Below are 21791 nucleotides of genomic sequence, written 5' to 3'. Positions count from 1 at the left end.
GGCCCGCCGGCAGCACACACCAACAGCGCAACAGAGGGGATCGCGATGAGCAGTGGCAACATGGAGCGGGTGCTGCGGCTGATGGCCGAGAAGAAGGCCTCGGACGTCTACCTCTCTGCGAAGACGCCGATCCTCATCAAGATCCACGGGCAGATCCTTCAGGTCAGCGACCAGCCGCTGACGCCGCAGCAGCCGCGCCAGTTGCTGGCCGAACTGCTGACGCCGACGCAGCTGGAAGAACTCGACGACACCGGTGAGCTGAACATCGGCCTGGTGCTGCCCAACGTGGCGAGCTACCGGCTGAGCGCGTTCAAGCAGCGCGGGTCGATCGCGGCCGTGTTCCGTTGCATCCCGAGCGACATCCCGACCCTCGAGTCGCTCAACGTGCCCGACATCCTCACCAACCTGGTGATGGAAAAGCGCGGCCTGATCCTGATGGTCGGCGCCACCGGTACCGGCAAGAGCACGACGCTGGCCGCCATGCTGGAACACCGCAACCAGCAGGTGGCGGGCCACATCCTGACGATCGAGGACCCGATCGAGTTCCTGTTCTCGAACAAGAAGTCGGTGATCAACCAGCGCGAAGTCGGCCGCGACACCCAGTCGCTGCAGATCGGCCTGAAGAACGCGCTGCGGCAGGCACCGGACTGCATCCTGATCGGTGAGATCCGCGACCGCGAGACGATGACCGCCGCGCTGTCGTATGCCTTGTCGGGCCACCTGGTGCTCGCGACCATGCACGCGAACAACAGCTACCACTCGATGGGGCGGATTCTGTCCTTCTACACGCCCGAGGCACGGCCTGCGCTGATGTCCGACCTGGCCTCCGGCCTCAAGGCCATCGTCTCGCAGCGGCTGCTGCGCTCGGTCACCGGCGGGCGCATCCCCGCCGTGGAGGTGCTGCTGAACACCAAGCTGGTCGCCGAGCTGATCGAGAAAGGCGACTTCTCGGGCGTCAAGGAAGCGGTCGAGAAGTCGATGGCCGAAGGCTCGCAGACCTTCGAGGCCGACATCGCCCGGCTCATCAACGAAGGCCGCGTGACCCGCGAGGAAGGCCTGACCTACGCTGACTCGCCGACCAACCTGATGTGGCGCCTGCAGAACGAGACCACCGGCCAGTCGAAGGCCACGCCGAAGAAGGAAGAGGTCGAGGACGGACCCTCCTTCACCGAGATCACGCTGGACGTGCGCACCGACGACCGCGGCAGCGGCTTCGGCACCACCGGGTTCGGGACCACCGGGTTCGGCACCATCAACCGCTAGTGCCATCACGCTCCGAATGACCGCAACGCTGCGTCTCGTCGAAGAACTGGTTTCCCGCCCGTCCGTCACACCGCACGACGTCGGATGTCAGGCGCTGATCGCCGACCGGCTGCGCGCGGTCGGCTTCGACTGCGAAAGCATCGAAAGCGGGCCGCCCGAGTTTCGTGTGACCAACCTGTGGGCCAAGCGCACCGGCCGGGCCGGCGCGGCCGGCCGCACGCTGGTCTTCGCCGGTCACACCGACGTGGTGCCCACCGGCCCGGTCGAACAGTGGCACAGCGACCCTTTCGTGCCGACCCACCGCGACGGCAAGCTCTACGGCCGCGGCACCTCCGACATGAAGACCTCGATCGCCGCCATGGTGGTGGCCGTCGAGGAATTCGTGATGACGAACGCCGACCACGCCGGTTCGATCGCGCTGCTGATCACCAGCGACGAGGAAGGCCCCGCCCTCGACGGCACGGTCAAGGTGTGCGAAGCGCTGCAACAGCGCGGCGAGCGGCTCGACTACTGCGTCGTCGGTGAACCGACGTCGGTCGAGACACTCGGCGACATGATCAAGAACGGCCGCCGCGGCTCGCTGTCGGGCCGGCTGGTCGTCAAGGGGGTACAGGGGCACATCGCCTACCCGCAGCTGGCGCGCAACCCGATCCACCTGGCGGCGCCGGCACTGGCGGAGCTGGCGGCCGTCGAATGGGATCGCGGCAACGAATTCTTCCCGCCCACCTCGTGGCAGGTGTCGAATGTCCACGCCGGCACCGGCGCCACCAACGTGATTCCCGGCGAACTGGTCGTCGACTTCAACTTCCGCTACTGCACCGAGTCGACGCCCGAGTCGCTGAAGACCCGGGTGCACGAGGTGCTGGACCGACACGGCCTTGGCTATGACCTGCAATGGACGCTCGGCGGTCAGCCCTTCCTGACCGCGCCGGGAGAGCTGAGCCAGGCGTTGTCCGCGGCCATCGAGAGCGAAGTGCAACTGAAGCCCGCGCTGTCGACCACCGGCGGCACCTCGGACGGGCGCTTCATTGCGAAGATCTGCTCGCAGGTGATCGAGTTCGGTCCGCCGAATGCGACCATCCACAAGATCGACGAGCACGTCGACGTGGCCTTCATCGAACCGCTGAAGAACATCTACCGCAAGACACTGGAACGCCTGATCGCCACATGACCGTCATCGAACTCATCGAGCGCTGCAGCGCCCGCCTCCAACAGGCGGGCGTTTCGTTTGGGCATGGCACCGTCAACGCCTTCGACGAGGCCGCCTGGCTGGCGTTGTGGGCGCTCGGGCTGCCGCTGGACGACCTCGACAGCGTGGCCGACCGGGCAGTGTCGACCGAAGCGCAGAGCAAGGTCGACGCACTGATCGACCAGCGCATCGCCACCCGCAAGCCCGCCGCCTACCTGACACGCGAGGCCTGGCTGCAGGGCGTGCCGTTCTACGTCGACGAGCGCGCGATCGTGCCGCGTTCCTTCATCGCCGAGCTGCTCGCCGACGGCAGCATCGATCCATGGCTGTCCGACCGCACCAGGCGGGTCCTGGACCTGTGCACCGGCAACGGCAGCCTCGCCGTGCTGGCCGCCATGGCCTACCCCGAGGTCGAAGTCGATGCGGCCGACCTCTCCGACGACGCACTCGCGGTGGCGCGCATCAACATCGACAAGCACGGCCTCGGCCCGCGCGTGCGACTGTTGCAAAGCGATCTGTTGTCGCAGGTGGACGCGCCCTACGACCTCATCCTCTGCAACCCGCCGTACGTGAACAGCGCCTCGATGGCCGCGCTGCCCCCGGAGTACCGGGCCGAGCCGACACTCGCGTTGGCCGGCGGACAAGACGGCATGGACCTCGTGCGAACGCTGCTGCGCGACGCGCCGCGGTGCATGACCGAAGACGCCGTGCTGGTGCTCGAGATCGGCAACGAACGCGCACATTTCGAGGCGGCCTTCCCGCGACTCGAAGTCGTCTGGATGGACACCAGCGCCGGCGCAGACCAGGTGCTGCTCGTCACGCGCACCGCTCTCGTGGAGCAAGGGCCGGCATGATTGTCCTGAAGAACCTCACACTGCGCCGCGGCGCCAAGGTCGTGCTCGAAGGCGCGAGCGTCACGCTGCACCCCGGCGAAAAGGTCGGCCTGGTCGGACGCAACGGCGCCGGCAAGTCGTCGCTCTTTGCGCTGTTGACCGGCACCTTGCATGCCGACGCCGGGGATGTCGAGCTGCCCGCGCGCTGGCGCATCGCGGAAGTCGCTCAGTCGATGCCCGAAACGCGCGACAGCGCGACCGATTTCGTACTGCAGGGCGATGCGCCGCTGATCGAGGCGCAGGCTGCGCTGGCACAGGCCGAGGCGAGCGGCGACGGGCACGCGATTGCCGAGGCCCACCAGCGCATCGAGGAGGCCGGTGGCTTCGACGCCCGTGCGCGCGCTCAGGCCCTGCTGATGGGGCTGGGCTTCAAGCCCGACCAGCTGGACCGGCCGGTCGACAGCTTCTCCGGCGGCTGGCGCATGCGGCTGCAGCTGGCGCGTGCGCTGATGTGTCCCGCCGACCTGCTGCTGCTCGACGAACCGACCAACCACCTCGACCTCGACGCGCTGGTGTGGCTGGAAAGCTGGCTCAAGCGCTTCGAGGGCACGATGCTGGTGATCAGCCACGACCGCGAATTCCTCGACGCCATCACGCGGGTGACGCTGCACCTGGAAGACGCGCAGCTGACCCGCTACACCGGCAATTACACGGCTTTCGAGGCGATGCGTGCCGAGCGCATGCTGCAGCAGCAGGCCGCCTACGAACGGCAGCAGGAACGCATGGCGCACCTGCAGCGCTTCATCGACCGCTTCAAGGCCAAGGCCACCAAGGCCAAGCAGGCGCAAAGCCGCGTGAAGGCGCTGGAGCGGATGGAGAAGCTGGCGCCTGTGTTGACCAGCGCCGACTTCACTTTCGAATTCCGCGAGCCCGAGAGCCTGCCGAATCCGATGCTCGCGTTGAAGGACGTCGCCTGCGGCTACGGCGACACGGTGATCGTGCGCAACGTGCAGCGCTCGGTGCTGGCCGGCCAGCGCATCGGCATCCTCGGCGCCAACGGCCAGGGCAAGTCGACGCTGGTCAAGACCATTGCGCGCATGCAGCCCCCCCTGGCCGGGCAGATCACCGAAGGCAAGGGCCTCGCGATCGGCTACTTCGCCCAGCAGGAGATGGACGTGCTGCGCCCGGACGAGTCGCCGCTGCAGCACATGATCCGGCTCGCGAAGGAGATCAGCCCGCAGGCACGCGAGCAGGAGCTGCGCGACTTTCTCGGCAGTTTCCGCTTCGTCGGCGACATGGCGAGCCAGGCGGTCGGCACGATGAGCGGTGGCGAGAAAGCACGCCTGGTGCTGGCGATGCTGGTGTGGCAGCGCCCCAACCTGCTGCTGCTCGACGAACCGACCAACCACCTCGACCTGACCACCCGCGAAGCGCTCAGCATGGCGCTCAACGAGTTCGAAGGCACGGTCATGCTGGTCAGCCACGACCGCGCACTGCTGCGCGAGGTGTGCGACGAGTTCTGGCTGGTCGCAGGCGGCGCCGTGCAACCCTTCGACGGCGACCTGGACGACTACCAACGCTGGCTGCTCGACCAGGCCAAGCTGCAGCGTGAGGCCGCGTCGTCGCCCGGCCCCAAGGACGGTGGTGTACCCACCGCCAACCGGCGCGAAGAACGCAAGGCCCAGGCGCAGGAGCGGCAGCGCCTGGCCGAGCAGGCCCGGCCATTGAAAAAAGAACTGGCCCAGATCGACCAGCGCCTGGCGGCACTTGGCAGCGAGAAGAGCACGGTGGAAGAGGCGCTGGCCTCCGGTACGTTGACGCCGCCGCAACTGGCCGAGCACGGCAAGCGGCTGAAGGCGATCGGCGACGAGACCGAAACGCTGGAGCTGCGCTGGCTCGAGTTGTCGGAGCAGATCGACCAACTGAGCGCATGACATCGCTACGCCTTGCTTCCAAGGCCAAAAATTAACTTGCACACAATTTAATTTTTAGCTATATTTCACCTCATGCCACCGCGCCATACACGCCCCTCCCTGCCGGTCGACGTCGAAGACGCCATGCTGCGTCTGGACAACCAGCTGTGCTTCGCGCTGTATTCGACTTCGCTGGCGATGACCAAGCTCTACAAGCCGCTGCTCGACCGCCTGGGCCTCACCTACCCGCAGTACCTCGTGATGCTGGTGCTGTGGGAGCAGGATGCCCTGACCGTCGGCGACCTCGGCGAACGGCTGTTCCTCGACTCCGGCACGCTGACTCCGCTGCTCAAGCGCATGGAAGCCGCCGGCTGGCTCACGCGCGAGCGCGCCAAGGAAGACGAGCGCCGCGTGGTCGTCGCCCTCACGGCCGAAGGCCGCAAGCTGCGCCGCAGCGCGATCTCGGTGCCGCAGGACGTTTCCTGCGCGACGCAATGCACCCTCGACGAAGTGACCGAGCTGCGTCAACGTCTGCACGGCTTGCGCCAGCGCCTGTCCCTGCACGCAGTGGAACCGTCCGTCCGGGGACGGCGCAAGGCGGCTTGAGTCGCACTGCGCCGCCTTTTTACTTGCACACAATTTTATTTTTCGCAATCAACCACCCGCAACCAGGAGAACTGCATGGCACTCGACAAAGTCCTTTATCAAGCCCAAGCCACCGCCACCGGGGGCCGCGACGGCCGCGCGATCTCGTCCGACGGCGTGCTCGACGTCAAGCTGACCACGCCCAAGGAACTCGGCGGGGCGGGCGGCGCCGCGACCAACCCCGAGCAGCTGTTCGCCGCCGGCTACTCGGCCTGCTTCATGGGGGCCATGAAGTTCGTCGCCATGCAGCAGAAGAAGGCGCTGCCGGCGGACGCGACCGTGACCGGCAAGGTCGGCATCGGGCCGATCCCGGCCGGCTTCGGCATCGAAGTCGACCTCGCCGTGTCGCTGCCCGGCTGGGAGCGCAGCGACGCGCAGGCGCTGGTCGACGCGGCCCACAAGGTGTGCCCGTATTCCAACGCCACCCGCGGCAACATCGACGTGCGCCTCAGCGTGATCTGACGCACGCGGCGGCGGGTGTCAACCCGCGGCCATCAGTTGCAGCATCAGCTCGACGCGCGCCTTGACCGGCGTCAGCAGACCGGCCGACGGCAGCACTGCGCTGCCGGTCGTCAGCACCGGGCCGCTGGCGCAGCGCGTCGAGCGCAAGACCCGGATGCCGGCCGCCTGCAGCTTCAACAATTCGGCCTCCAGCTGCTGGTGCACGCTGCCGTTGCCTGAAGCGGCCACGACCACGCCCTGCGCCCCCAGCGCGGCCAGTGCCGCGACCCAGCGCCCATCCGAACCGGCGTGACTGGTGACGATCTCGACGCGCGGCCATGCGCTCGGCGCGCGGGTCAGGCCATCCGTGCCGAACGCTTCGCCCTCCGGCCACGCCCGCAGCACCCGAAGCCGTCCCTCCTCGACATAGGCCAGCGGACCCTCATCGCCCGAGCTGAACGCATCGGTCCGGTAGGTGTGAGCCTTGCGCACTTCGGCTGCGCCGTGCACCTCGCCAGCCAGCACCGCCACGACGCCGCGCGCGCCGGCTTCGCTCGCCACTCGCACGGCGTCGAGCAGGTTTTGCGGGCCGTCCGGGCGCAGCGAGCTGGCGGGCCGCATCGCTGCCGCAAAAACCACCGGCTTGGTCGGTGCCAGCACCCGCTGCAGGAAATACGCGGTCTCCTCCAGGGTGTCGGTGCCGTGGGTGATCACGATGCCTCGCACGTCGCTGCGGTGCAGATGGTGGTCGACGCGCAACGCCAGAGCCTGCCAGACCTCGTGCGTCATGTCCTTGCTGTCCACCTGCGCGACCTGCTCGGTTTGCAGCGACAGCCCTGCCAGTTGCGGCACGGCGGCCACCAGTGCCTCGACACCCACCTGCGCAGCCCGGTAGCCCACGTTGTCGTGCGGGTCGGCCGCCGTGCCGGCGATCGTGCCGCCCGTGCCCAGGATCACGATGTTGTCGTCAGTGCTTTGCATTTTTCTAGAAGCTGGATAAAAATACAGGTACTGGATGCCTGCACAGTGGTTGTGCCCGGCGTCGATTTCCCGGCCGATTTCACCGTGAGGTGCCTGTGGATCATCAACTGCCCGAGAGCCCCAAACTCACCGCCCGCCAGCAGCAGATCCTGGATCTGATCCAGAGCGCGATCGAGCGCACCGGTGCGCCGCCGACGCGGGCCGAGATCGCCGCCGAGCTCGGTTTCCGGTCCGCCAATGCGGCCGAAGAGCACCTGCAGGCCCTGGCGCGCAAGGGGGTCATCGAGCTGGTCGGCGGTACGTCTCGCGGCATCCGGCTGAAGTCTGACACACTGCGCACGCTCAATGAGTCGCGTCGTGTGGGCCTCGGCAAGCAGTTTTCACTGCCGCTGCCCAGCCTGGCGCAACTGGCATTGCCGCTCGTGGGCCGGGTTGCCGCCGGCAGCCCCATCCTCGCGCAGGAACACATCGACCAGACCTACCACGTCGAGGCCGGCATGTTCCAGCGCCAACCCGATTACCTGCTGAAGGTGCGCGGCATGAGCATGCGCGACGCCGGCATCCTCGACGGCGACCTGCTCGCCGTGCAGCGCGCCAAGGAAGCCAGGAACGGTCAGGTGGTCGTCGCGCGCCTGGGCGACGACGTCACCGTCAAGCGTTTTCGCCGCACCGGCAACACGATCGAGCTGATCGCCGAAAACCCCGCGTTCAAGACCCTCATCGTCGAGCCGGGCCAGGAATTCGAACTCGAAGGCATCGCTGTCGGCCTCATCCGCAACACGCCGCTGATGTGATGCCGTGATACACCTCGCGACCGCCTTGCCCGCCTTCGTGCCGCCGCCCGTGAAAGCGCAACACCATCGCGACTGCCTGCAGCCCGGGGCCTCGCTGGAGCTGATTCCCAACATCGGCTCGGCACTGGCAGACGACCTGCAGCTGATCGGCATTCAGGCCCCGCGCGACCTGATCGGCCGCGACGCCTTCGTGCTGTACCAGGAGCTGTGCGCCAAGACCGGCCAGCGTCACGACCCCTGCGTGCTCGACACCTTCATGGCTGCCATCGACTTCATGCGGGGGGCGCCGGCCGCACCGTGGTGGCACTACACCGCGCAGCGCAAGCTGCTGTACGGGCAAGGCCGTCCGGAGGGCGGCGACGCGGCGCCCGATGTTCGCCGCACACCGTCGCGTCCTGTCACGCCGAGCGGTTGATTCTTCACGGGCTGCCCTGCGGGTGGCGGGCGTTCATGGGCCCTCGGCTCATGCATCCCCGCAGCGCAGCCGGAAGCTGCGGCGTTCACCGCCGCCGGCCTTCCAAACGAGCAAATCCTGCCGAACGTCATTGTTGTTACTTGATTTTCGGAGACGGACATGGCCCATGCCTTCTGCACGCCCGTAGGTGATTTTCGCTTTCCCCCGGTGGCGTCCCCGCTTGCTGCTTCAGCTTCCAACGATCCGCTGGAAGACGACCGCTTCGACGTGCCTCAGAGCCCGTCGAGGGCCGACACCCACGCGGCCCGTCGCGCACCGTGGTGGAGCCGGTTGTGCGACCAGCTCGGCTGGTTCGAACCCGCGGCAGACCGGGCCGTGCTGCCCAGCGGCTTCCCGGTGCTCGACGCCGCCCTGCCCGGTGGCGGCTGGCCGCAGCACGGGGTCGTCGAAGTGCTCGCGCCGCAACCGGGGCACCCCGAGTTGGCGCTGCTGGCACCGGCGCTCGTGGCCACCGCGTCGCGACAGCAGCGCTTCGGCGTGATCGCGGCGCCCGCGGCTGGCAGCAGCATCGACACCCTCGATCGACTGCTGTTCAACGAGCCCGACGCGCTGAACGGCCCGGCGGTCGATCCTGACGCGGCCGTGGGCCCTGAGGCAGAGTTTCGCAGTCCCGCCTCTGCGCTGTCCGATGCGCTGGACTGGCTGAAGAAGGGCCTGGGAGGGGTGCTGGCCGTCTGGCTGTCGGACCTGGGGGCCACGCAGTTGCGCGAACTGAAGCGTGTGGCGCGCCGTCGTCAGACGCTGGTGTTCGCGGTGCGGCCGTGGATTGCCAGCTGGGACGACAGCGAAGCCGACCTGCGCGTGTGCCTGATCGCTGGCAAAGGGCGCCAATGGGAAGTTCGGGTGCATCGGCGCTCCGGCATGGCGGCGCCGACGGTGCGGGTGCCTGCATTGGGCACGGCACCTGCGCGTCATCTGCGTGTCGTGCGCGACCCCCAGGATCACCGACGCGCCCTGCTCAGCGGCTCCTTCGTCGAAGTGTGTGCCGAACTCGACCGGTTGGCCGAGATCGAGCACCTCGCGGAGTCCACCCTGCCCGCCTATCGTGCAGCATCAACCGGCACCGCCGGTCATGAGTCAGGCCGCAGCTAAAAGGGTGCGCGTGTAGGGGTGTTGCGGCTGCGCGAGCACTTCGGCGGCGGCGCCCTGCTCGAGCACTTGCCCGTCTTTCATCACGATCACGTCGTGCGCCATCGCGCGCACGACCTGTACGTCGTGGGTGATCAGCAAATACGCCAAGCCATGCTCGCGTTGCAAGCGCTGCAACAGCTTCAGCACCTGCTTCTGGATCGTCACGTCGAGCGCGCTGGTCGGCTCGTCGAGCACGAGCAGGCTTGGCTCGACGATCAATGCCCGTGCGATCGCCAGGCGCTGTCTTTGGCCGCCCGAGAACTCGTGCGGATAGCGCGCCAGCAGACCGGGAAACTGCGCTTCGGTCAACCCGACGTCGGCCAATGCAGCCAGCACCTTCTCGCGCCGCGCCGCTGGATCCAGCGTCGGTGCATGCACCGACAAGCCTTCACCGACGAGCTCCTCCACCGTCATGCGCGGTGACAGCGATGAAAACGGGTCCTGGAACACCACCTGCATATGGCGGCGCAAGGGGCGGTCGGCACGTTGGGTGTGCTGCCAGCCGCGGCCGTCGACCTCGAGCCGGCCTTCGCTGCGCAACAGGCCCAGCGCGGCCAGTGCGAGTGTCGACTTGCCCGAACCCGACTCGCCGATCACGCCCAATGTGCGGCCAGGGTGCAATTCGAGGTTGACGCCCTTGACGGCGTCGAACCTGCCCTGGCGGAACCACCCTCGTACGCCCCGCAAAGGCACCGGATAGCTCACCACGAGATCGCTCGCACGCAGCACCGGCGCTTGTGTCCCGGCCGGGCGCTCGGCCACGTCGCGTTCCGGCACGCTGTCGAGCAGCCTGCGTGTGTACTCGTGCTGCGGCGACGCGAAGACCTCGGCCACCGGGCCCTGCTCGACCACGTGCCCGCGCTCCATCACGGCCACCCGGTCGGCAAAGCGGCGCACCAGGTTCAGGTCATGGGTGATCATCAGCACCGCCATGCCGATGCGGCCTTGCAGTTCGGACAACAGGTCGAGGATCTGCTGCCGCACCGTGACGTCCAGCGCCGTCGTGGGCTCGTCGGCCAGCAGCAGGCGAGGCTCACCGGCCAGCGCCATCGCGATCATCGCGCGCTGCCGCTGGCCGCCGGACAGCTGGTGCGGAAAGGACCGCGCGCGACGCTCGGGTTCCGGGATGCCGGTGTCCGCCAGCAGTTGCACCGCACGCTGCCACGAGGCAGCCCGGCCGAGACCCTGCTTCAGCTGCACGGCCTCGGCGATCTGGTCGCCCACCGGGTACAGCGGGTTCAGCGCCGTCATCGGCTCCTGGAAGATCATGGCCACGTCGTGGCCTCGCACGCCGCGCAGTTCGCGCTCGGACAGCGACAGCAGGTCGCGGCCGCTGCCCTGCTCGCCGCTGCGGCCCGCATCGCGCAGCCAGGCGGTTCCATCGACTTCGGCGTCGGCCAGCAGCCGCAACAGCGACAGCGCGCTGACCGTCTTGCCCGAACCCGACTCGCCCACCAGCGCCAGCTTCTCGCCCGCCTTCACTTGCAGGTCGATGCCGTGCACGACCGGCTTGCCGTCGAAAGCCACGGTCAGCCCTTGCACGTCGAGCAGCACCGGCGCGCTCATGACGAAGTCTCCGACGTGGAGGCCGGCAGGCTGCCCGGCGACGGTGTGCCTTTCAAGGCCACCTCGGCGGCCGGTGGCAGCACCCCCTTCTTGCGGCGCCGCGCCGCCTTCGGGTCGTCCGGTATGCGCGGGTCGAGTGCATTGCGCAAGGCGTCCCCCATGAAGGTCAGCAACAGCAAGGTGCCGACCAGCACGACGAAGGTCGACAGCGAGATCCACCAGGCGTCGAGGTTGTTCTTGCCCTGCGACAGCAGCTCGCCCAGGCTGGGGGTGCCCTCGGGCACGCCCAGCCCGAGGAAGTCGAGCGACGTGAGAGCCAGGATGGCGGCACTCATGCGAAACGGCAGAAAAGTCACCACCGGCGTCAGGCTGTTCGGCAGCAGATGGCGCCAGATGATCTGGGAATTCGACAAGCCGAGCGCGCGCGCCGACCGGACGTAGTCGAGTTGCCGGTTGCGCAGGAACTCGGCGCGCACGTAATCCGACAGCCCCATCCAGCCGAACAGGCTGAGCAGCACGAGCAGCAAGCCGATGCTCGGGTCGAATACCGCGGCGAAGATGATCAGCAGGTACAGCTCGGGCATCGAACCCCAGATTTCGATGAAACGCTGAAACGCCAGATCGGTGCGCCCGCCGTAGAAGCCCTGGACGGCGCCCGCCGCAACGCCCAGCACCACGCCGATCACGGTGAGCGCGAGCGCGAACAGCACCGAGATCCGGAAGCCGTACAGCAGCCGGGCGAACAGGTCGCGCCCCCGGTCGTCGGTCCCCAGCCAGTTGTCGCGCGACGGAGGCGCCGGGTTGGGCACCTTGGCGAAGTAGTTGATGGTGCGGTGGTGGTAGCGGTTGAGGGGATAGACGGCGAAGTTGTCGTCCTTCTTGAACTGCTCGACGATGTAGGGGTCGAGGTAGTCGGTCGGCGTGTCGAAGTCGCCGCCGAAGGTCGTTTCCGGTACGTTGTGCACGATGGGGACGTACCAGTGCCCGTCATAGCGAGCCACCAGCGGCTTGTCGTTGCTGATCAGCTCGGCGAACACGCTGATCACCACCAGCGTGCAGAACACCAGCAGGCTCCAGTAGCCCAGTCGGTTGGCCTTGAAGCGCCGCCATGCACGGCGGCTGGGCGACAGCGAGGGGGCAGGAGCGGAGCCGGACTGTGTAGCGCTTGCCATACCGGTGTTCAATCGAATTTGACGCGCGGGTCGACCCAGACGTAGCACAGGTCGGAGATCAGCTTGGTGACCAGGCCGATCAGCGTGAAGAGGTACAGGGTGCCCAGCACCACGGGGTAGTCACGGCGAATCACCGACTCGTAGCCCAGCCGCCCCAGCCCGTCGAGCGAGAACAGCGTCTCGATCAGCAGCGAACTGGCAAAGAATGCGCCGATGAAGGCCGACGGGAACCCGGTCACGATCGGGATCAACGCGTTGCGGAACACGTGCTTCCACAGCACCTTGCGCTCGCCCAGGCCCTTGGCGCGCGCCGTCAGCACGTACTGCTTGCGGATCTCCTCGAGAAAGGCGTTCTTGGTGAGCATCGTGATGACCGCGAAGCTGCCGAGCACGCTCGCTGTCACCGGCAGGGTGATGTGCCAGAGGTAGTCGACCACCTTGCCCCACAGGCTGAGCTGTTCCCAGTTCGGCGAGGTCAGGTCGCGCAGCGGAAACCACTGCACGAAACTGCCACCGGCGAACAGCACCAGCAGCGCCACGCCGAGCACGAAACCCGGGATGGCATAGCCGACCAGCACGACGAGGCTGGTCAGTGCATCGAAGCGCGAACCGGCGCGCACCGCTTTCGCGATGCCCAGCGGGATCGAGATCAGATAGCTCAGGAAGAATGTCCACAACCCGAGGCTGATCGACACCGGCAGCTTCTCCTTCACAAGCTCCCAGACGTCCTTGTGGTGGAAGAAGCTCTTGCCGAGGTCGAAGCGCGCATAGGCTCCGAGCATCTGCGCGAAGCGCTCGTGAGCGGGCTTGTCGAAGCCGTACAGCCGCTTGATCTCCTCGACCTGCGCGGCATCGACGCCTTGGCGCCCACGGTAGCCGGCCCCGCGCGCCACCGCACCTTCGCCGCCGGTGTCGCGCCCCTGCAGCTGCGCCACCATCTGTTCCACCGGGCCGCCGGGCACGAACTGGATCACGACGAAGGTCAGCAGCAGCACGCCGAGCAGGGTCGGGACCATCAGCAACAGGCGCTTGAGGATGTAGGCCCACATGTCCGGCAGCTTTCTCGGTTCAACGGTTGCGGGGATCCGCCCACCAGGTGGCGAGCGCCCAGCCTTCGGGCTCGTAGTAGCGTGGAATTTTCGACGGCAGCACGAAACGCCCCCCGCGGTACGCCACCCGATGCCGGCTGGAATACCACGCAGGCACCACGTAGTGACCATGCCGCAAGACCCGATCGAGCGCGCGCAGCGCAGGCACCAGATCGTCCCGCGTCCTGGCCGACACCGCCTTGCGCAGCAGCGCGTCCACCGCCGGACTCTTGACGCCGATGAAATTGCTCGAGCCTTCGGTGTCCGCCGCCTCGGAGCTGAACCTCGTCATCAGCTCGGCGCCCGGCGCCTCGCTGCCCAGCATGCGCACGCTGACGATGTCGAAGTCGAACACGTCCTGCCGCTTTTGCAGCAGCGCGAAGTCGACCACCTTGTAGTTCGGCCGGATGCCGAGCTTCTCGAGGTTTTGCATGAACGGCGTGACGACACGTGCCATCGACCCCTGGTTGTCGAGAAACTCGATCTCCAGCGGCACACCCTTCGCGTTGCGCAGCGCACCGTCGCGATAGGCCCATCCGGCGGCCTCCAGCAAGGCCTTGGCACGCCGCAGATTGGCGCGCAAGCCGCCCGGGCCGTCGGTGCTGGGCGGCAACGGCACCGGCTGCGTGAAGACCTCGTCGGCCAAATGCTTGCGCAACGGCTCCAGCAAACGCTGCTCCTCGGGCGTCGGCATGCCCTTGGCCTCGAAGTCGCTGGCGACAAAGTAGCCCCTCATGCGCGTGTAGGCGTTGTAAAACAACTGCCGGTTCATCCATTCGAAATCCATCGCCAGGCCGATGGCCTCGCGCACCCGGGCGTCCTTGAACTTCTCGCGACGCGTGTTGAACAGGAAACCCTGGAAGTCCCCGGCATTGCCATGCTCGAACTCACGCTTGACGAGTTCGCCGGAGTCGAACTTCTTGCCCTGGTATTCCCGCGCCCACTCCTTGGCGATGAAGGCCTGGATGAAATCGAACTCGCCCGCCTTGAACGCTTCGAGCCGCACTTTGTCATCGGCGTAGACCTTGTAGGTCACGCGGTCGAAGTTGAAGAGCCCGCGCCGCACGCCGAGATCTCGGGCCCAGTAGTTCGGGTCGCGCACGTAGGTGATGTCGCGGCCGAAATTGACCCGCCCGATCTTGTACGGTCCGGAAGCGATGGGCTTGTCCATCACCACCTGGTCGAAGGGCTTCAGCCGCCCGCCCTCGATGCCCCACTTGCGGCTGAATACCGGCAGCCCACCCCCGATCAGCAAGGGCAGTTCGGCGCTGTCGTGCTTGAAGTCGAAGCGCACGGTACGCTCGCCCAGCACCGTGGCGCCGGCGATGTCGCCGAAGTACACCCGGTATTGCGGCGCCGCCTGCTTGCTCATCAAGGTGTCGAACGAGTGCTTGACGTCCGCGGCCAGCACCGGGTCGCCGTTCTGGAAGCGGGCCAGCGGATGCAAGCGGAAGGTCGCGCTTTGCCGGTCCGGTGCCACCTCGATGTCCTCGGCCAGCAGCCCGTAAGCCGTGGTCGGTTCGTCGAGGGTGCCCGTCAGCAGCGATTCGAACACCAGCCCGCTGAGCCCGGGCGGGGCGGTGCCCTTGAGGGTGAACGGGTTGTACTTGTCGAAGTTGCTGATGCGCGTGGGTGGCACCAGCACGATTTCCCCGCCCTTGGGGGCGTCGGGGTTGGCGTAGTCGAAGTGCGCGAAACCCGCCGGGTACTTGATGTCACCAAACTGGGCGTAGGCGTGCGCGGCCCAGGCGGCGGGTGCACCGAAGGCGATCGCCGCACAGAGGATGGTTCTTGCCAGAACACCGGTCATGCGGGCGATTCTGCACGATACGCCGCGGTCCGCAAAAGCTACCAGGCGATCAGCACGTCTCGGCCCTGCACCACCAGTTGCGCCTTCGCCCCGACCGGCAGCGTCACCTTGGTCGGCACATGACCGAACGGCAGCCCGGTGAGCACCGGTGTGCGCGTCACGCTGCGGATGTGCTCCACCGCGCTCTTCAGCGCGTAGCCTCGGTCGTTCGGCGATTTCTTGTACTCGGTGAAGCGGCCCAGCACGATGGCCTTCTGCGCGTCGAGCACGCCGGCCTGGTGCAGGTGCAGCAGGTTGCGCTCGATGCGGTAAGGGTGCTCGTTGACGTCTTCGAGGAACAAGATGCCGCCCTTGACCTTGGGCATGTGCGGCGTGCCGAGCAGCGAGGTCACCATCCACAGGTTGCCGCCCCACAGGCTGCCTTTCACGTCCAGCCCGTCGAAGCCAGCCTCGGTGCGGAAACCGACAGCCTCCAGTTCGCCGCGCATGGCCTCCAGGAAGCAGGCCTCGGTCACCTCGTCGACCGCGTCACCGCCGAAATCGAACGCGCCCATCGGGCCGGCATAGCTCACGCTCTTGTGGTGCGCCAGCATCGCCAGCTGCAGCACGGTGCAATCGCTGTGACCGACCCACCGCATGCCGCGCTCGGTGCTCTGGTGCAGCAGTCGGTAGTCGATGCGGTCGAGCAGGCGCGTCAGGCCATAGCCACCGCGTGCTGCCATCGCGATCGACGTGCCGCTGCGCGCGACCCGGTGCAGCGCCTCCAGGCGCGCCTCGTCGTCGCCGGAAAAGCGCTGGTGCTTGAGCAACGCGGCTTCGTCGATGTGCACCTCGAAACCATGCGCCGCCAGCCGCTTCGCGGCACGCCGCAGCACTGCGGCCTTCAGCAGCACGCCAGCCGGCGAGTACAGCGTCAGCGACGTCGGCTGCGGGCCATGGTCATGTTCATGGTCGTGAGAGTGATGCGCGCTCAAACGTCGTTCTCCGGGTCGTTCAGCTCCACGGCGTCGCCGGTGGGTATGGGTTCGTCGGGCAGCTCCGCGTTGCCCGTTTCCTCGAACAAGGGCGCGGTGGTGCCGGCACGCCGGTTGCGGTGCATCGCGCGGCGCTCGGCAAAGAACTCGCGCAGCAGGTTGCCGCAGGGGTCGGCCAGCACGCCGCCGACCACCTCGGTGTGATGGTTCAGACGCTGCTGGGCGAACAGGTCGAGCACCGAGCCCGCCGCGCCGGTCTTGGGATCGTGGGCGCCGAACACGACTCGCTTGAAGCGCGCATGCATCAGCGCCATCGCGCACATCGCGCAAGGTTCCAGCGTCACGTAGAGCTCGCACTCCGGCAGGCGATAGTTGCTGAGCAGTTGCGCGGCGTGCCGGAGCGCGACGATCTCGGCGTGTGCCGTCGGATCGTGCTCGGTGATCGGCCGGTTGTAGCCGGTCGCGATCACCTTGCCGTCGCGCATGATGACCGCGCCGACGGGCACCTCGCCAATCAGCCAGGCGTTCTGGGCCTGGTCCAGCGCGATGCGCATCGCGTATTCGTCGGACGGGAGGATATCGCTCATGCGTCGGGTATCAATCGATGGCCTGGTTGCGCGAGGCGCCCTGCTGCAGCGACTGGTTCAGGTCGCTCTTGAACTGCCGCAACTGTTGCTGCACCTGTTCACGCTGAGTGCCGGCCGCGCCGTCCTCGGCGGCGGATACCACCGGCACTTTCGCCGCCGACAGCTGCTGCTTGATCAGCACGCCGATCACGGCCAGCACGATCAGCAGCGCTGCAAGACTGAATACGGCACGCATGCGAAGCTCCTGGGGGGCACGGAACGCGGTGTTGTAGCACGCCCGTGCTTCCCCTGCCCCGCCACAGGTCGCGCGGTGCCCGCCTTCGGTCGACGGCACTGCGCTACCGCGACAAACGGTTCACTCCCACTCGATCGTCGCCGGCGGTTTCGACGAGACGTCGTAGGTCACCCGGTTGATGCCGCGCACCTCGTTGATGATGCGGCTCGACGTGCGCTTGAGCAGGCTGTACGGCAGCTCGGCCCAGTCCGCCGTCATGAAGTCGCTGGTCTGCACGGCGCGCAGCGCAACGACGTAGTCGTAGGTGCGGCCATCGCCCATCACGCCGACGCTCTTGACCGGCAGGAACACCGCGAAAGCCTGGCTCGTCAAGTCGTACCAGCTCTTCCCGCTGGCGCTGTCGACGGTGTTGCGCAGCTCCTCGATGAAGATCGCGTCGGCACGGCGCAGCAGGTCGGCGTATTCGCGCTTCACTTCGCCGAGGATGCGCACGCCCAGGCCCGGGCCGGGGAACGGGTGGCGGTAGACCATTTCGTGCGGCAGGCCGAGCGCGACGCCCAGCTCGCGCACCTCGTCCTTGAACAGCTCGCGCAGCGGCTCCAGCAGCTTCAGGCCCAGCGTTTCGGGCAGGCCGCCGACGTTGTGGTGGCTCTTGATGGTGGTCGCCTTGCCGGTCTTGGCACCAGCCGACTCGATCACGTCGGGATAGATCGTGCCCTGGGCCAGCCACTGCGCACGCGTGAGCTTCTTGGCCTCGGCCTGGAACACCTCGACAAACTCGCGCCCGATGATCTTGCGCTTGGCTTCCGGGTCCGACAAGCCTTTCAGGTGGCCCATGAACTGCTCGCTGGCATCCACCTGCACCACCTTGACGCCGAGGTTGCGGCCGAACATCTCCATCACCATGCGGCCTTCGTCCAGCCTCAACAGGCCGTGGTCGACGAACACGCAGGTGAGCTGGTCGCCGATGGCGCGGTGGATCAGCGCTGCCGCCACGCTGGAATCGACGCCGCCGGACAAGCCGAGGATCACCTCCTCGTCGCCGACCTGCTCACGGATCCTGGCCACCGCTTCGGCGATGTAGTCGCCCATGACCCAGTCCGGCCGGGCCGCGCAGATCTGCAGCACGAAGCGGTTCAGCATGTCGCGGCCCTTCAGCGTGTGCGTCACTTCCGGGTGGAACTGCACCGCATAGAAGTGGCGCGCCTCGTCCGCCATGCCGGCGATCGGGCAAGACGGCGTCGACGCCATCAGCTTGAAGCCCGGGGGCAGGCCGGTCACCTTGTCGCCGTGGCTCATCCAGACCTTCAGCATGCCGTGGCCTTCGGCGGTGGAGAAATCCTCGATCGCCTCCAGCAGCTTGGTGTGGCCGTGCGCTCGCACCTCGGCATAGCCGAACTCGCGGTGGTCGCTCCACTCGACCTTGCCGCCGAGCTGCTCGGCCATCGTCTGCATGCCGTAGCAGATGCCGAGCACCGGCACGCCGAGCTCGAACACCACCTGCGGCGCGCGCAGTTCGTGCGACTCGTAGGTGCTGGCATGGCTGCCGGACAGGATCACACCCTTGGGCTGGAACTCACGGATAAAAGCGGCACTCACGTCGTTCGGATGGATCTCGCAATAGACGTGGGCCTCGCGCACCCGGCGGGCGATGAGCTGGGTGACCTGGGAGCCGAAATCGAGGATGAGGATCTTGTCGTGCACGGTCGGAGCCTGTTCAGGAAAAGGAAAAGGCAGCACCGCGTGCTGCCTGGGGTCGCGAGGCGTCGCCCTCACTCCACCCGGTAGTTGGGCGCTTCCTTGGTGATCTGCACGTCGTGGACGTGGCTCTCGCGGATGCCGGCGGCCGTGATCTGCACGAACTCCGCCTTGCTGCGCATCTCCTCGATGCTGGTGCAACCGCAATAGCCCATCGACGCGCGCAAGCCGCCTGCCATCTGGTACAGGATGGTGACCAGCGAGCCCTTGTACGGCACCCGGCCCTCGATGCCTTCCGGCACCAGCTTGTCGGCATTCGGGTTGGTCGATTCGTCGTTTTCCTGGAAGTAGCGGTCGGCCGAGCCCGCCTTCATCGCGCCGATCGAGCCCATGCCGCGGTAGCTCTTGTAGCTGCGGCCCTGGTACAGGATCACTTCGCCCGGCGCTTCTTCGGTGCCTGCGAACATGCCGCCCATCATCACGGTGCTGGCCCCGGCGGCGATCGCCTTGGCGATGTCGCCCGAGTAGCGGATGCCGCCGTCGGCGATCAACGGCACGCCGGAGCCGGCCAGTGCGGTGGCGACGTTGTCGATCGCGGTGATCTGCGGCACGCCGACGCCGGCGACAATGCGGGTGGTGCAGATCGAGCCGGGGCCGATGCCGACCTTCACCGCGTCGGCGCCGGCTTCGGCCAGCGCCAGGGCAGCAGCGCCGGTGGCGATGTTGCCGCCGATCACGTCGATGTGCGGGTAGTTCTGCTTGACCCAGCGCACCCGGTCGAGCACGCCCTTGCTGTGGCCGTGGGCGGTGTCGACCACCAGGGCGTCGACGCCGGCCTTCACGAGCAGCTCCACACGTTCCTCGGTGCCCTCGCCGACGCCGACCGCGGCACCCACACGCAGCTTGCCGTGGGCGTCACGCGCGGCGTTCGGGAAGCTGGTCTGCTTGGTGATGTCCTTGACCGTCATCAGGCCGCGCAGCTCGAAGGCCTTGTTGACGACCAGCACGCGCTCGAGCTTGTGCTGATGCATCAGCGCCTTGCCTTCGGCCAGCGAGGCGTTCTCGCCGACCGTGACCAGCCGCTCCCGGGGCGTCATGATGTCGCGCACCGGCACGTCGAGCCGGGTCTCGAAACGCAGGTCGCGGCCGGTGACGATGCCCACCACCGTCTTGCCCTCGAGCACCGGGAAGCCCGACACCCCGTGCAGGCGCGACAGCTCCATGACCTCGCGCACGCTGAGGTCGGGGGTGATCGTGATCGGGTCGCGCAGCACGCCGGACTCGTAGCGCTTGACCCTCGCGACCTCGGCCGCCTGCTGCTTGGGGCTCAGGTTCTTGTGAACGATGCCGATGCCGCCTTCCTGGGCGATGGCAATCGCCAGGCGCGCCTCCGTCACGGTGTCCATCGCGGCGGACACGAGCGGGAGATTCAGCGTGATGTTGCGGGAGAGGCGGGTCGAGAGGGACGTGTCGCGGGGCAACACTTGGGAGAACGCCGGCACCAACAACACGTCGTCGAAGGTGAGCGCATTTCCGAGCAGGCGCATTCGAGAAGCTCCAGACGCAAAAGCAGATTATACGTAGGCCCGTGCCGGGGTGCCGTCAGGCCGCACGGGCGGCGGGGGCGCGTAAAACGTGCCATTGATCACATCCCGCCCGCCGCACCCGTGCCGCCCCCTTGGTCGAGGCACAGCGGCACCGCTACACTGCGCCGCATGAAAACCGCCTCGCTCCGCCTGTTGACCGTCGCCGTCGGCCTCTTTCTCGGCCTGACGGCCAGTCTGCCGGCCGCCGCGCAATGGAAGTGGAAGGACGCCGCCGGCAAGGTGCAGTACAGCGACCGCCCGCCCCCTGCCACGGTGCCGGAAAAGGACATCCTGCAGCGCCCGTCCGGCAGCCGCATGGTGGTGACGACGCCGGCGGCCCCCACCAGCGGCGAAGCGGCCGAGGCGCCGCTCGTGAAGGCCTCTGCGCCCACCGTCGACAAGGAGCTGGAGGCCAGGCGCAAGAAGGAAGAGCAGGAACAGGAGGCCAAGCGACGCGCCGAGGAAGAGCGCATCGCGAAGCAGCGCGCCGAGAACTGCGCCCGCGCGAAGAGCTATCAGCAGACGCTGGACAGCGGTGTGCGCATCGCCCGCACCAACGACAAGGGCGAGCGCGAGATCCTGGACGATGCGGCGCGTGCGCAGGAAACGGCGCGCAACCGCCAGGTCATGGCCGCCGACTGCAAGTAAGCGGGTCTCAGCCGCCCGCCTTGCGCTGGCGGTGGTCGCGGTAGCGCAGCCGCCGCGCCTCCTTCGGGTCCACGGTCAGTGGGCGATAGATTTCCACCCGGTCCTGGTCGCGCAACGGCTCGCTCAGCGGCTTCACGCGGCCCCAGATGCCGACACGCTGTGCGGTCAGGTCGATCCCGGTGTGCCGTGTCAGCAGACCGCTGGCCCGCACGGCATGCAGGATCGTGGCACCGGGCGCCAGCTCCAGGCGCACGACGTCGGCCGGAGCGCCTTTCGGCACGTAGGCCACCTCGACGTGCAGGATGTCAGCGTTCGCCATAGACCTGCTCGGCGCGCCGCACGAAGGAATCGACCAGCGTGTTGGCGATGCGGTCGAACACCGGGCTGACCAGCGCCTGCAGCGCCCCGCTGGAGAACGCATAGCGAAGGTCGAGCTCGACCTTGCTCGCCGGCGGCCCGGAAGATCCACTGCCCAGCGCATGGAACCGCCAGTTGCCCTCCAGCAGCGAGAACGGCCCGTCGATCAGCTTGACGACCACGAGCTCACCGGGGACATGCGTATTGCGGGTGGTAAAGGCATGATGCAGGCCCGCGTAGGCCAGCGTCAGCCGGGCCGTCATCTCGCTGGCGGCGGCGTCCAGCACCTCGGCCTTTTCGCACCAGGGCAGGAACTGCGGATAGTCCTGCACCCGTGTGACCAACTCGTACATCTCCTGCGCCGAGTACCACAGCAGGACGGACTTCTTGACGTGCTTCATAGAA

Annotated in this window: 22 protein-coding genes; 10 read left to right on the top strand and 12 right to left on the bottom strand. The window is 67.4% G+C overall.

Annotated features, from left to right (window positions below):
* Positions 1 to 45: 45 nt before the first annotated feature.
* The 6 genes from M8A51_RS16585 to M8A51_RS16560 all read left to right on the top strand — a co-directional run bounded on the left by M8A51_RS16585 (position 46) and on the right by M8A51_RS16560 (position 6305).
* Positions 46 to 1263: a PilT/PilU family type 4a pilus ATPase gene (locus M8A51_RS16585; RefSeq protein ID WP_251779627.1), complete on the top strand. Its 1218-nt coding sequence runs from the start codon at positions 46 to 48 to the stop codon at positions 1261 to 1263.
* 16 nt (positions 1264 to 1279) lie between these two features.
* Positions 1280 to 2434, top strand: a complete 1155-nt coding sequence (dapE, locus tag M8A51_RS16580; RefSeq protein ID WP_251779626.1) for a succinyl-diaminopimelate desuccinylase — start codon at positions 1280 to 1282, stop codon at positions 2432 to 2434.
* Entirely contained in the window at positions 2431 to 3306 is an 876-nt protein-coding gene (gene prmB, locus M8A51_RS16575) for a 50S ribosomal protein L3 N(5)-glutamine methyltransferase (RefSeq protein ID WP_251779625.1), read from the top strand. The genes dapE and prmB overlap by 4 nt, the downstream gene beginning before the upstream one ends.
* Positions 3303 to 5219 (top strand): ABC-F family ATP-binding cassette domain-containing protein, encoded by a 1917-nt coding sequence (locus M8A51_RS16570; protein WP_251779624.1) that lies wholly within the window; start codon positions 3303 to 3305, stop codon positions 5217 to 5219. The genes prmB and M8A51_RS16570 overlap by 4 nt, the downstream gene beginning before the upstream one ends.
* A gap of 72 nt (positions 5220 to 5291) precedes the next feature.
* Entirely contained in the window at positions 5292 to 5804 is a 513-nt protein-coding gene (locus M8A51_RS16565; protein ID WP_251779623.1) for a MarR family winged helix-turn-helix transcriptional regulator, read from the top strand.
* A gap of 75 nt (positions 5805 to 5879) precedes the next feature.
* Entirely contained in the window at positions 5880 to 6305 is a 426-nt protein-coding gene (locus M8A51_RS16560; RefSeq protein ID WP_251779622.1) for an organic hydroperoxide resistance protein, read from the top strand.
* An 18-nt stretch (positions 6306 to 6323) separates the two neighbouring features.
* On the opposite strand, the gene M8A51_RS16555 is transcribed toward M8A51_RS16560, so the two are convergent.
* Positions 6324 to 7265: an asparaginase gene (locus tag M8A51_RS16555; protein WP_251779621.1), complete on the bottom strand. Its 942-nt coding sequence runs from the start codon at positions 7263 to 7265 to the stop codon at positions 6324 to 6326.
* Between the two features lie 107 nt (positions 7266 to 7372).
* Between M8A51_RS16555 and lexA the strand changes: the two genes are divergently transcribed.
* The 3 genes from lexA to M8A51_RS16540 all read left to right on the top strand — a co-directional run bounded on the left by lexA (position 7373) and on the right by M8A51_RS16540 (position 9626).
* A complete protein-coding gene (lexA, locus tag M8A51_RS16550) occupies positions 7373 to 8059 on the top strand; it encodes a transcriptional repressor LexA (RefSeq protein ID WP_251779743.1) in 687 nt (228 codons plus the stop codon).
* 49 nt (positions 8060 to 8108) lie between these two features.
* Positions 8109 to 8474, top strand: a complete 366-nt coding sequence (locus M8A51_RS16545; protein WP_251779620.1) for a helix-hairpin-helix domain-containing protein — start codon at positions 8109 to 8111, stop codon at positions 8472 to 8474.
* 159 nt (positions 8475 to 8633) lie between these two features.
* Entirely contained in the window at positions 8634 to 9626 is a 993-nt protein-coding gene (locus M8A51_RS16540; RefSeq protein ID WP_251779619.1) for a hypothetical protein, read from the top strand.
* On the opposite strand, the gene M8A51_RS16535 is transcribed toward M8A51_RS16540, so the two are convergent.
* The 9 genes from M8A51_RS16535 to guaB form a co-directional block, all read right to left on the bottom strand.
* Entirely contained in the window at positions 9612 to 11231 is a 1620-nt protein-coding gene (locus M8A51_RS16535) for an ABC transporter ATP-binding protein (protein ID WP_251779618.1), read from the bottom strand. The genes M8A51_RS16540 and M8A51_RS16535 overlap by 15 nt on opposite strands.
* Positions 11228 to 12403, bottom strand: coding sequence for an ABC transporter permease (locus M8A51_RS16530; protein WP_251779617.1), 1176 nt, complete (start codon positions 12401 to 12403; stop codon positions 11228 to 11230). Before M8A51_RS16530 ends, M8A51_RS16535 begins: the two co-directional genes overlap by 4 nt.
* Positions 12404 to 12411: 8 nt before the next feature.
* Complete coding sequence (locus tag M8A51_RS16525) at positions 12412 to 13452, bottom strand: microcin C ABC transporter permease YejB (RefSeq protein WP_251779616.1); 1041 nt, start codon at positions 13450 to 13452, stop codon at positions 12412 to 12414.
* A gap of 19 nt (positions 13453 to 13471) precedes the next feature.
* On the bottom strand, positions 13472 to 15301 hold the full coding sequence (locus M8A51_RS16520; protein ID WP_251779615.1) for an extracellular solute-binding protein: 1830 nt from the start codon (positions 15299 to 15301) through the stop codon (positions 13472 to 13474).
* Between the two features lie 38 nt (positions 15302 to 15339).
* On the bottom strand, positions 15340 to 16275 hold the full coding sequence (locus M8A51_RS16515; RefSeq protein ID WP_251779614.1) for an LD-carboxypeptidase: 936 nt from the start codon (positions 16273 to 16275) through the stop codon (positions 15340 to 15342).
* Positions 16272 to 16862, bottom strand: coding sequence for a tRNA adenosine(34) deaminase TadA (tadA, locus tag M8A51_RS16510; protein ID WP_251779613.1), 591 nt, complete (start codon positions 16860 to 16862; stop codon positions 16272 to 16274). The genes M8A51_RS16515 and tadA overlap by 4 nt, the downstream gene beginning before the upstream one ends.
* A 10-nt stretch (positions 16863 to 16872) precedes the next feature.
* Complete coding sequence (locus M8A51_RS16505; RefSeq protein ID WP_251779612.1) at positions 16873 to 17097, bottom strand: hypothetical protein; 225 nt, start codon at positions 17095 to 17097, stop codon at positions 16873 to 16875.
* Between the two features lie 120 nt (positions 17098 to 17217).
* Complete coding sequence (gene guaA, locus M8A51_RS16500) at positions 17218 to 18801, bottom strand: glutamine-hydrolyzing GMP synthase (RefSeq protein WP_251779611.1); 1584 nt, start codon at positions 18799 to 18801, stop codon at positions 17218 to 17220.
* Between the two features lie 68 nt (positions 18802 to 18869).
* Complete coding sequence (guaB, locus tag M8A51_RS16495) at positions 18870 to 20342, bottom strand: IMP dehydrogenase (RefSeq protein ID WP_251779610.1); 1473 nt, start codon at positions 20340 to 20342, stop codon at positions 18870 to 18872.
* A 168-nt stretch (positions 20343 to 20510) separates the two neighbouring features.
* On the opposite strand from guaB, the gene M8A51_RS16490 reads away from it, so the two are divergent.
* Entirely contained in the window at positions 20511 to 21029 is a 519-nt protein-coding gene (locus M8A51_RS16490) for a DUF4124 domain-containing protein (RefSeq protein ID WP_251779609.1), read from the top strand.
* A 7-nt stretch (positions 21030 to 21036) separates the two neighbouring features.
* On the opposite strand, the gene M8A51_RS16485 is transcribed toward M8A51_RS16490, so the two are convergent.
* Positions 21037 to 21348 carry an RnfH family protein gene (locus tag M8A51_RS16485; protein ID WP_251779608.1) on the bottom strand — a complete coding sequence of 104 codons (312 nt, stop codon included), beginning with the start codon at positions 21346 to 21348 and terminating at the stop codon, positions 21037 to 21039.
* Positions 21335 to 21787: a type II toxin-antitoxin system RatA family toxin gene (locus M8A51_RS16480; RefSeq protein ID WP_251779607.1), complete on the bottom strand. Its 453-nt coding sequence runs from the start codon at positions 21785 to 21787 to the stop codon at positions 21335 to 21337. Before M8A51_RS16480 ends, M8A51_RS16485 begins: the two co-directional genes overlap by 14 nt.
* Between the last annotated feature and the right edge of the window lie 4 nt (positions 21788 to 21791).

This window comes from Caldimonas mangrovi (genome assembly GCF_023721835.1).
Lineage (GTDB): Bacteria > Pseudomonadota > Gammaproteobacteria > Burkholderiales > Burkholderiaceae_C > Caldimonas > Caldimonas mangrovi.
Note: the sequence above shows the minus strand (reverse complement) of the source record. Positions and strands in the feature narration are given on the sequence as shown.

What these genes read in the sequence shown, in the direction of transcription:
- prmB (WP_251779625.1), top strand. Translation starts at nt 2,431, where the DNA reads ATGACCGTCATCGAACTCATCGAGCGCTGCAGCGCCCGCCTCCAACAG.
- M8A51_RS16555 (WP_251779621.1), bottom strand. Translation starts at nt 7,265, where the DNA reads ATGCAAAGCACTGACGACAACATCGTGATCCTGGGCACGGGCGGCACG.
- M8A51_RS16525 (WP_251779616.1), bottom strand. Translation starts at nt 13,452, where the DNA reads ATGTGGGCCTACATCCTCAAGCGCCTGTTGCTGATGGTCCCGACCCTG.
- M8A51_RS16570 (WP_251779624.1), top strand. Translation starts at nt 3,303, where the DNA reads ATGATTGTCCTGAAGAACCTCACACTGCGCCGCGGCGCCAAGGTCGTG.
- M8A51_RS16535 (WP_251779618.1), bottom strand. Translation starts at nt 11,231, where the DNA reads ATGAGCGCGCCGGTGCTGCTCGACGTGCAAGGGCTGACCGTGGCTTTC.
- M8A51_RS16505 (WP_251779612.1), bottom strand. Translation starts at nt 17,097, where the DNA reads ATGCGTGCCGTATTCAGTCTTGCAGCGCTGCTGATCGTGCTGGCCGTG.
- guaB (WP_251779610.1), bottom strand. Translation starts at nt 20,342, where the DNA reads ATGCGCCTGCTCGGAAATGCGCTCACCTTCGACGACGTGTTGTTGGTG.
- M8A51_RS16480 (WP_251779607.1), bottom strand. Translation starts at nt 21,787, where the DNA reads ATGAAGCACGTCAAGAAGTCCGTCCTGCTGTGGTACTCGGCGCAGGAG.
- M8A51_RS16565 (WP_251779623.1), top strand. Translation starts at nt 5,292, where the DNA reads ATGCCACCGCGCCATACACGCCCCTCCCTGCCGGTCGACGTCGAAGAC.
- tadA (WP_251779613.1), bottom strand. Translation starts at nt 16,862, where the DNA reads ATGAGCGATATCCTCCCGTCCGACGAATACGCGATGCGCATCGCGCTG.
- M8A51_RS16520 (WP_251779615.1), bottom strand. Translation starts at nt 15,301, where the DNA reads ATGACCGGTGTTCTGGCAAGAACCATCCTCTGTGCGGCGATCGCCTTC.
- M8A51_RS16585 (WP_251779627.1), top strand. Translation starts at nt 46, where the DNA reads ATGAGCAGTGGCAACATGGAGCGGGTGCTGCGGCTGATGGCCGAGAAG.
- M8A51_RS16490 (WP_251779609.1), top strand. Translation starts at nt 20,511, where the DNA reads ATGAAAACCGCCTCGCTCCGCCTGTTGACCGTCGCCGTCGGCCTCTTT.
- M8A51_RS16485 (WP_251779608.1), bottom strand. Translation starts at nt 21,348, where the DNA reads ATGGCGAACGCTGACATCCTGCACGTCGAGGTGGCCTACGTGCCGAAA.
- M8A51_RS16530 (WP_251779617.1), bottom strand. Translation starts at nt 12,403, where the DNA reads ATGGCAAGCGCTACACAGTCCGGCTCCGCTCCTGCCCCCTCGCTGTCG.
- M8A51_RS16560 (WP_251779622.1), top strand. Translation starts at nt 5,880, where the DNA reads ATGGCACTCGACAAAGTCCTTTATCAAGCCCAAGCCACCGCCACCGGG.
- dapE (WP_251779626.1), top strand. Translation starts at nt 1,280, where the DNA reads ATGACCGCAACGCTGCGTCTCGTCGAAGAACTGGTTTCCCGCCCGTCC.
- M8A51_RS16540 (WP_251779619.1), top strand. Translation starts at nt 8,634, where the DNA reads ATGGCCCATGCCTTCTGCACGCCCGTAGGTGATTTTCGCTTTCCCCCG.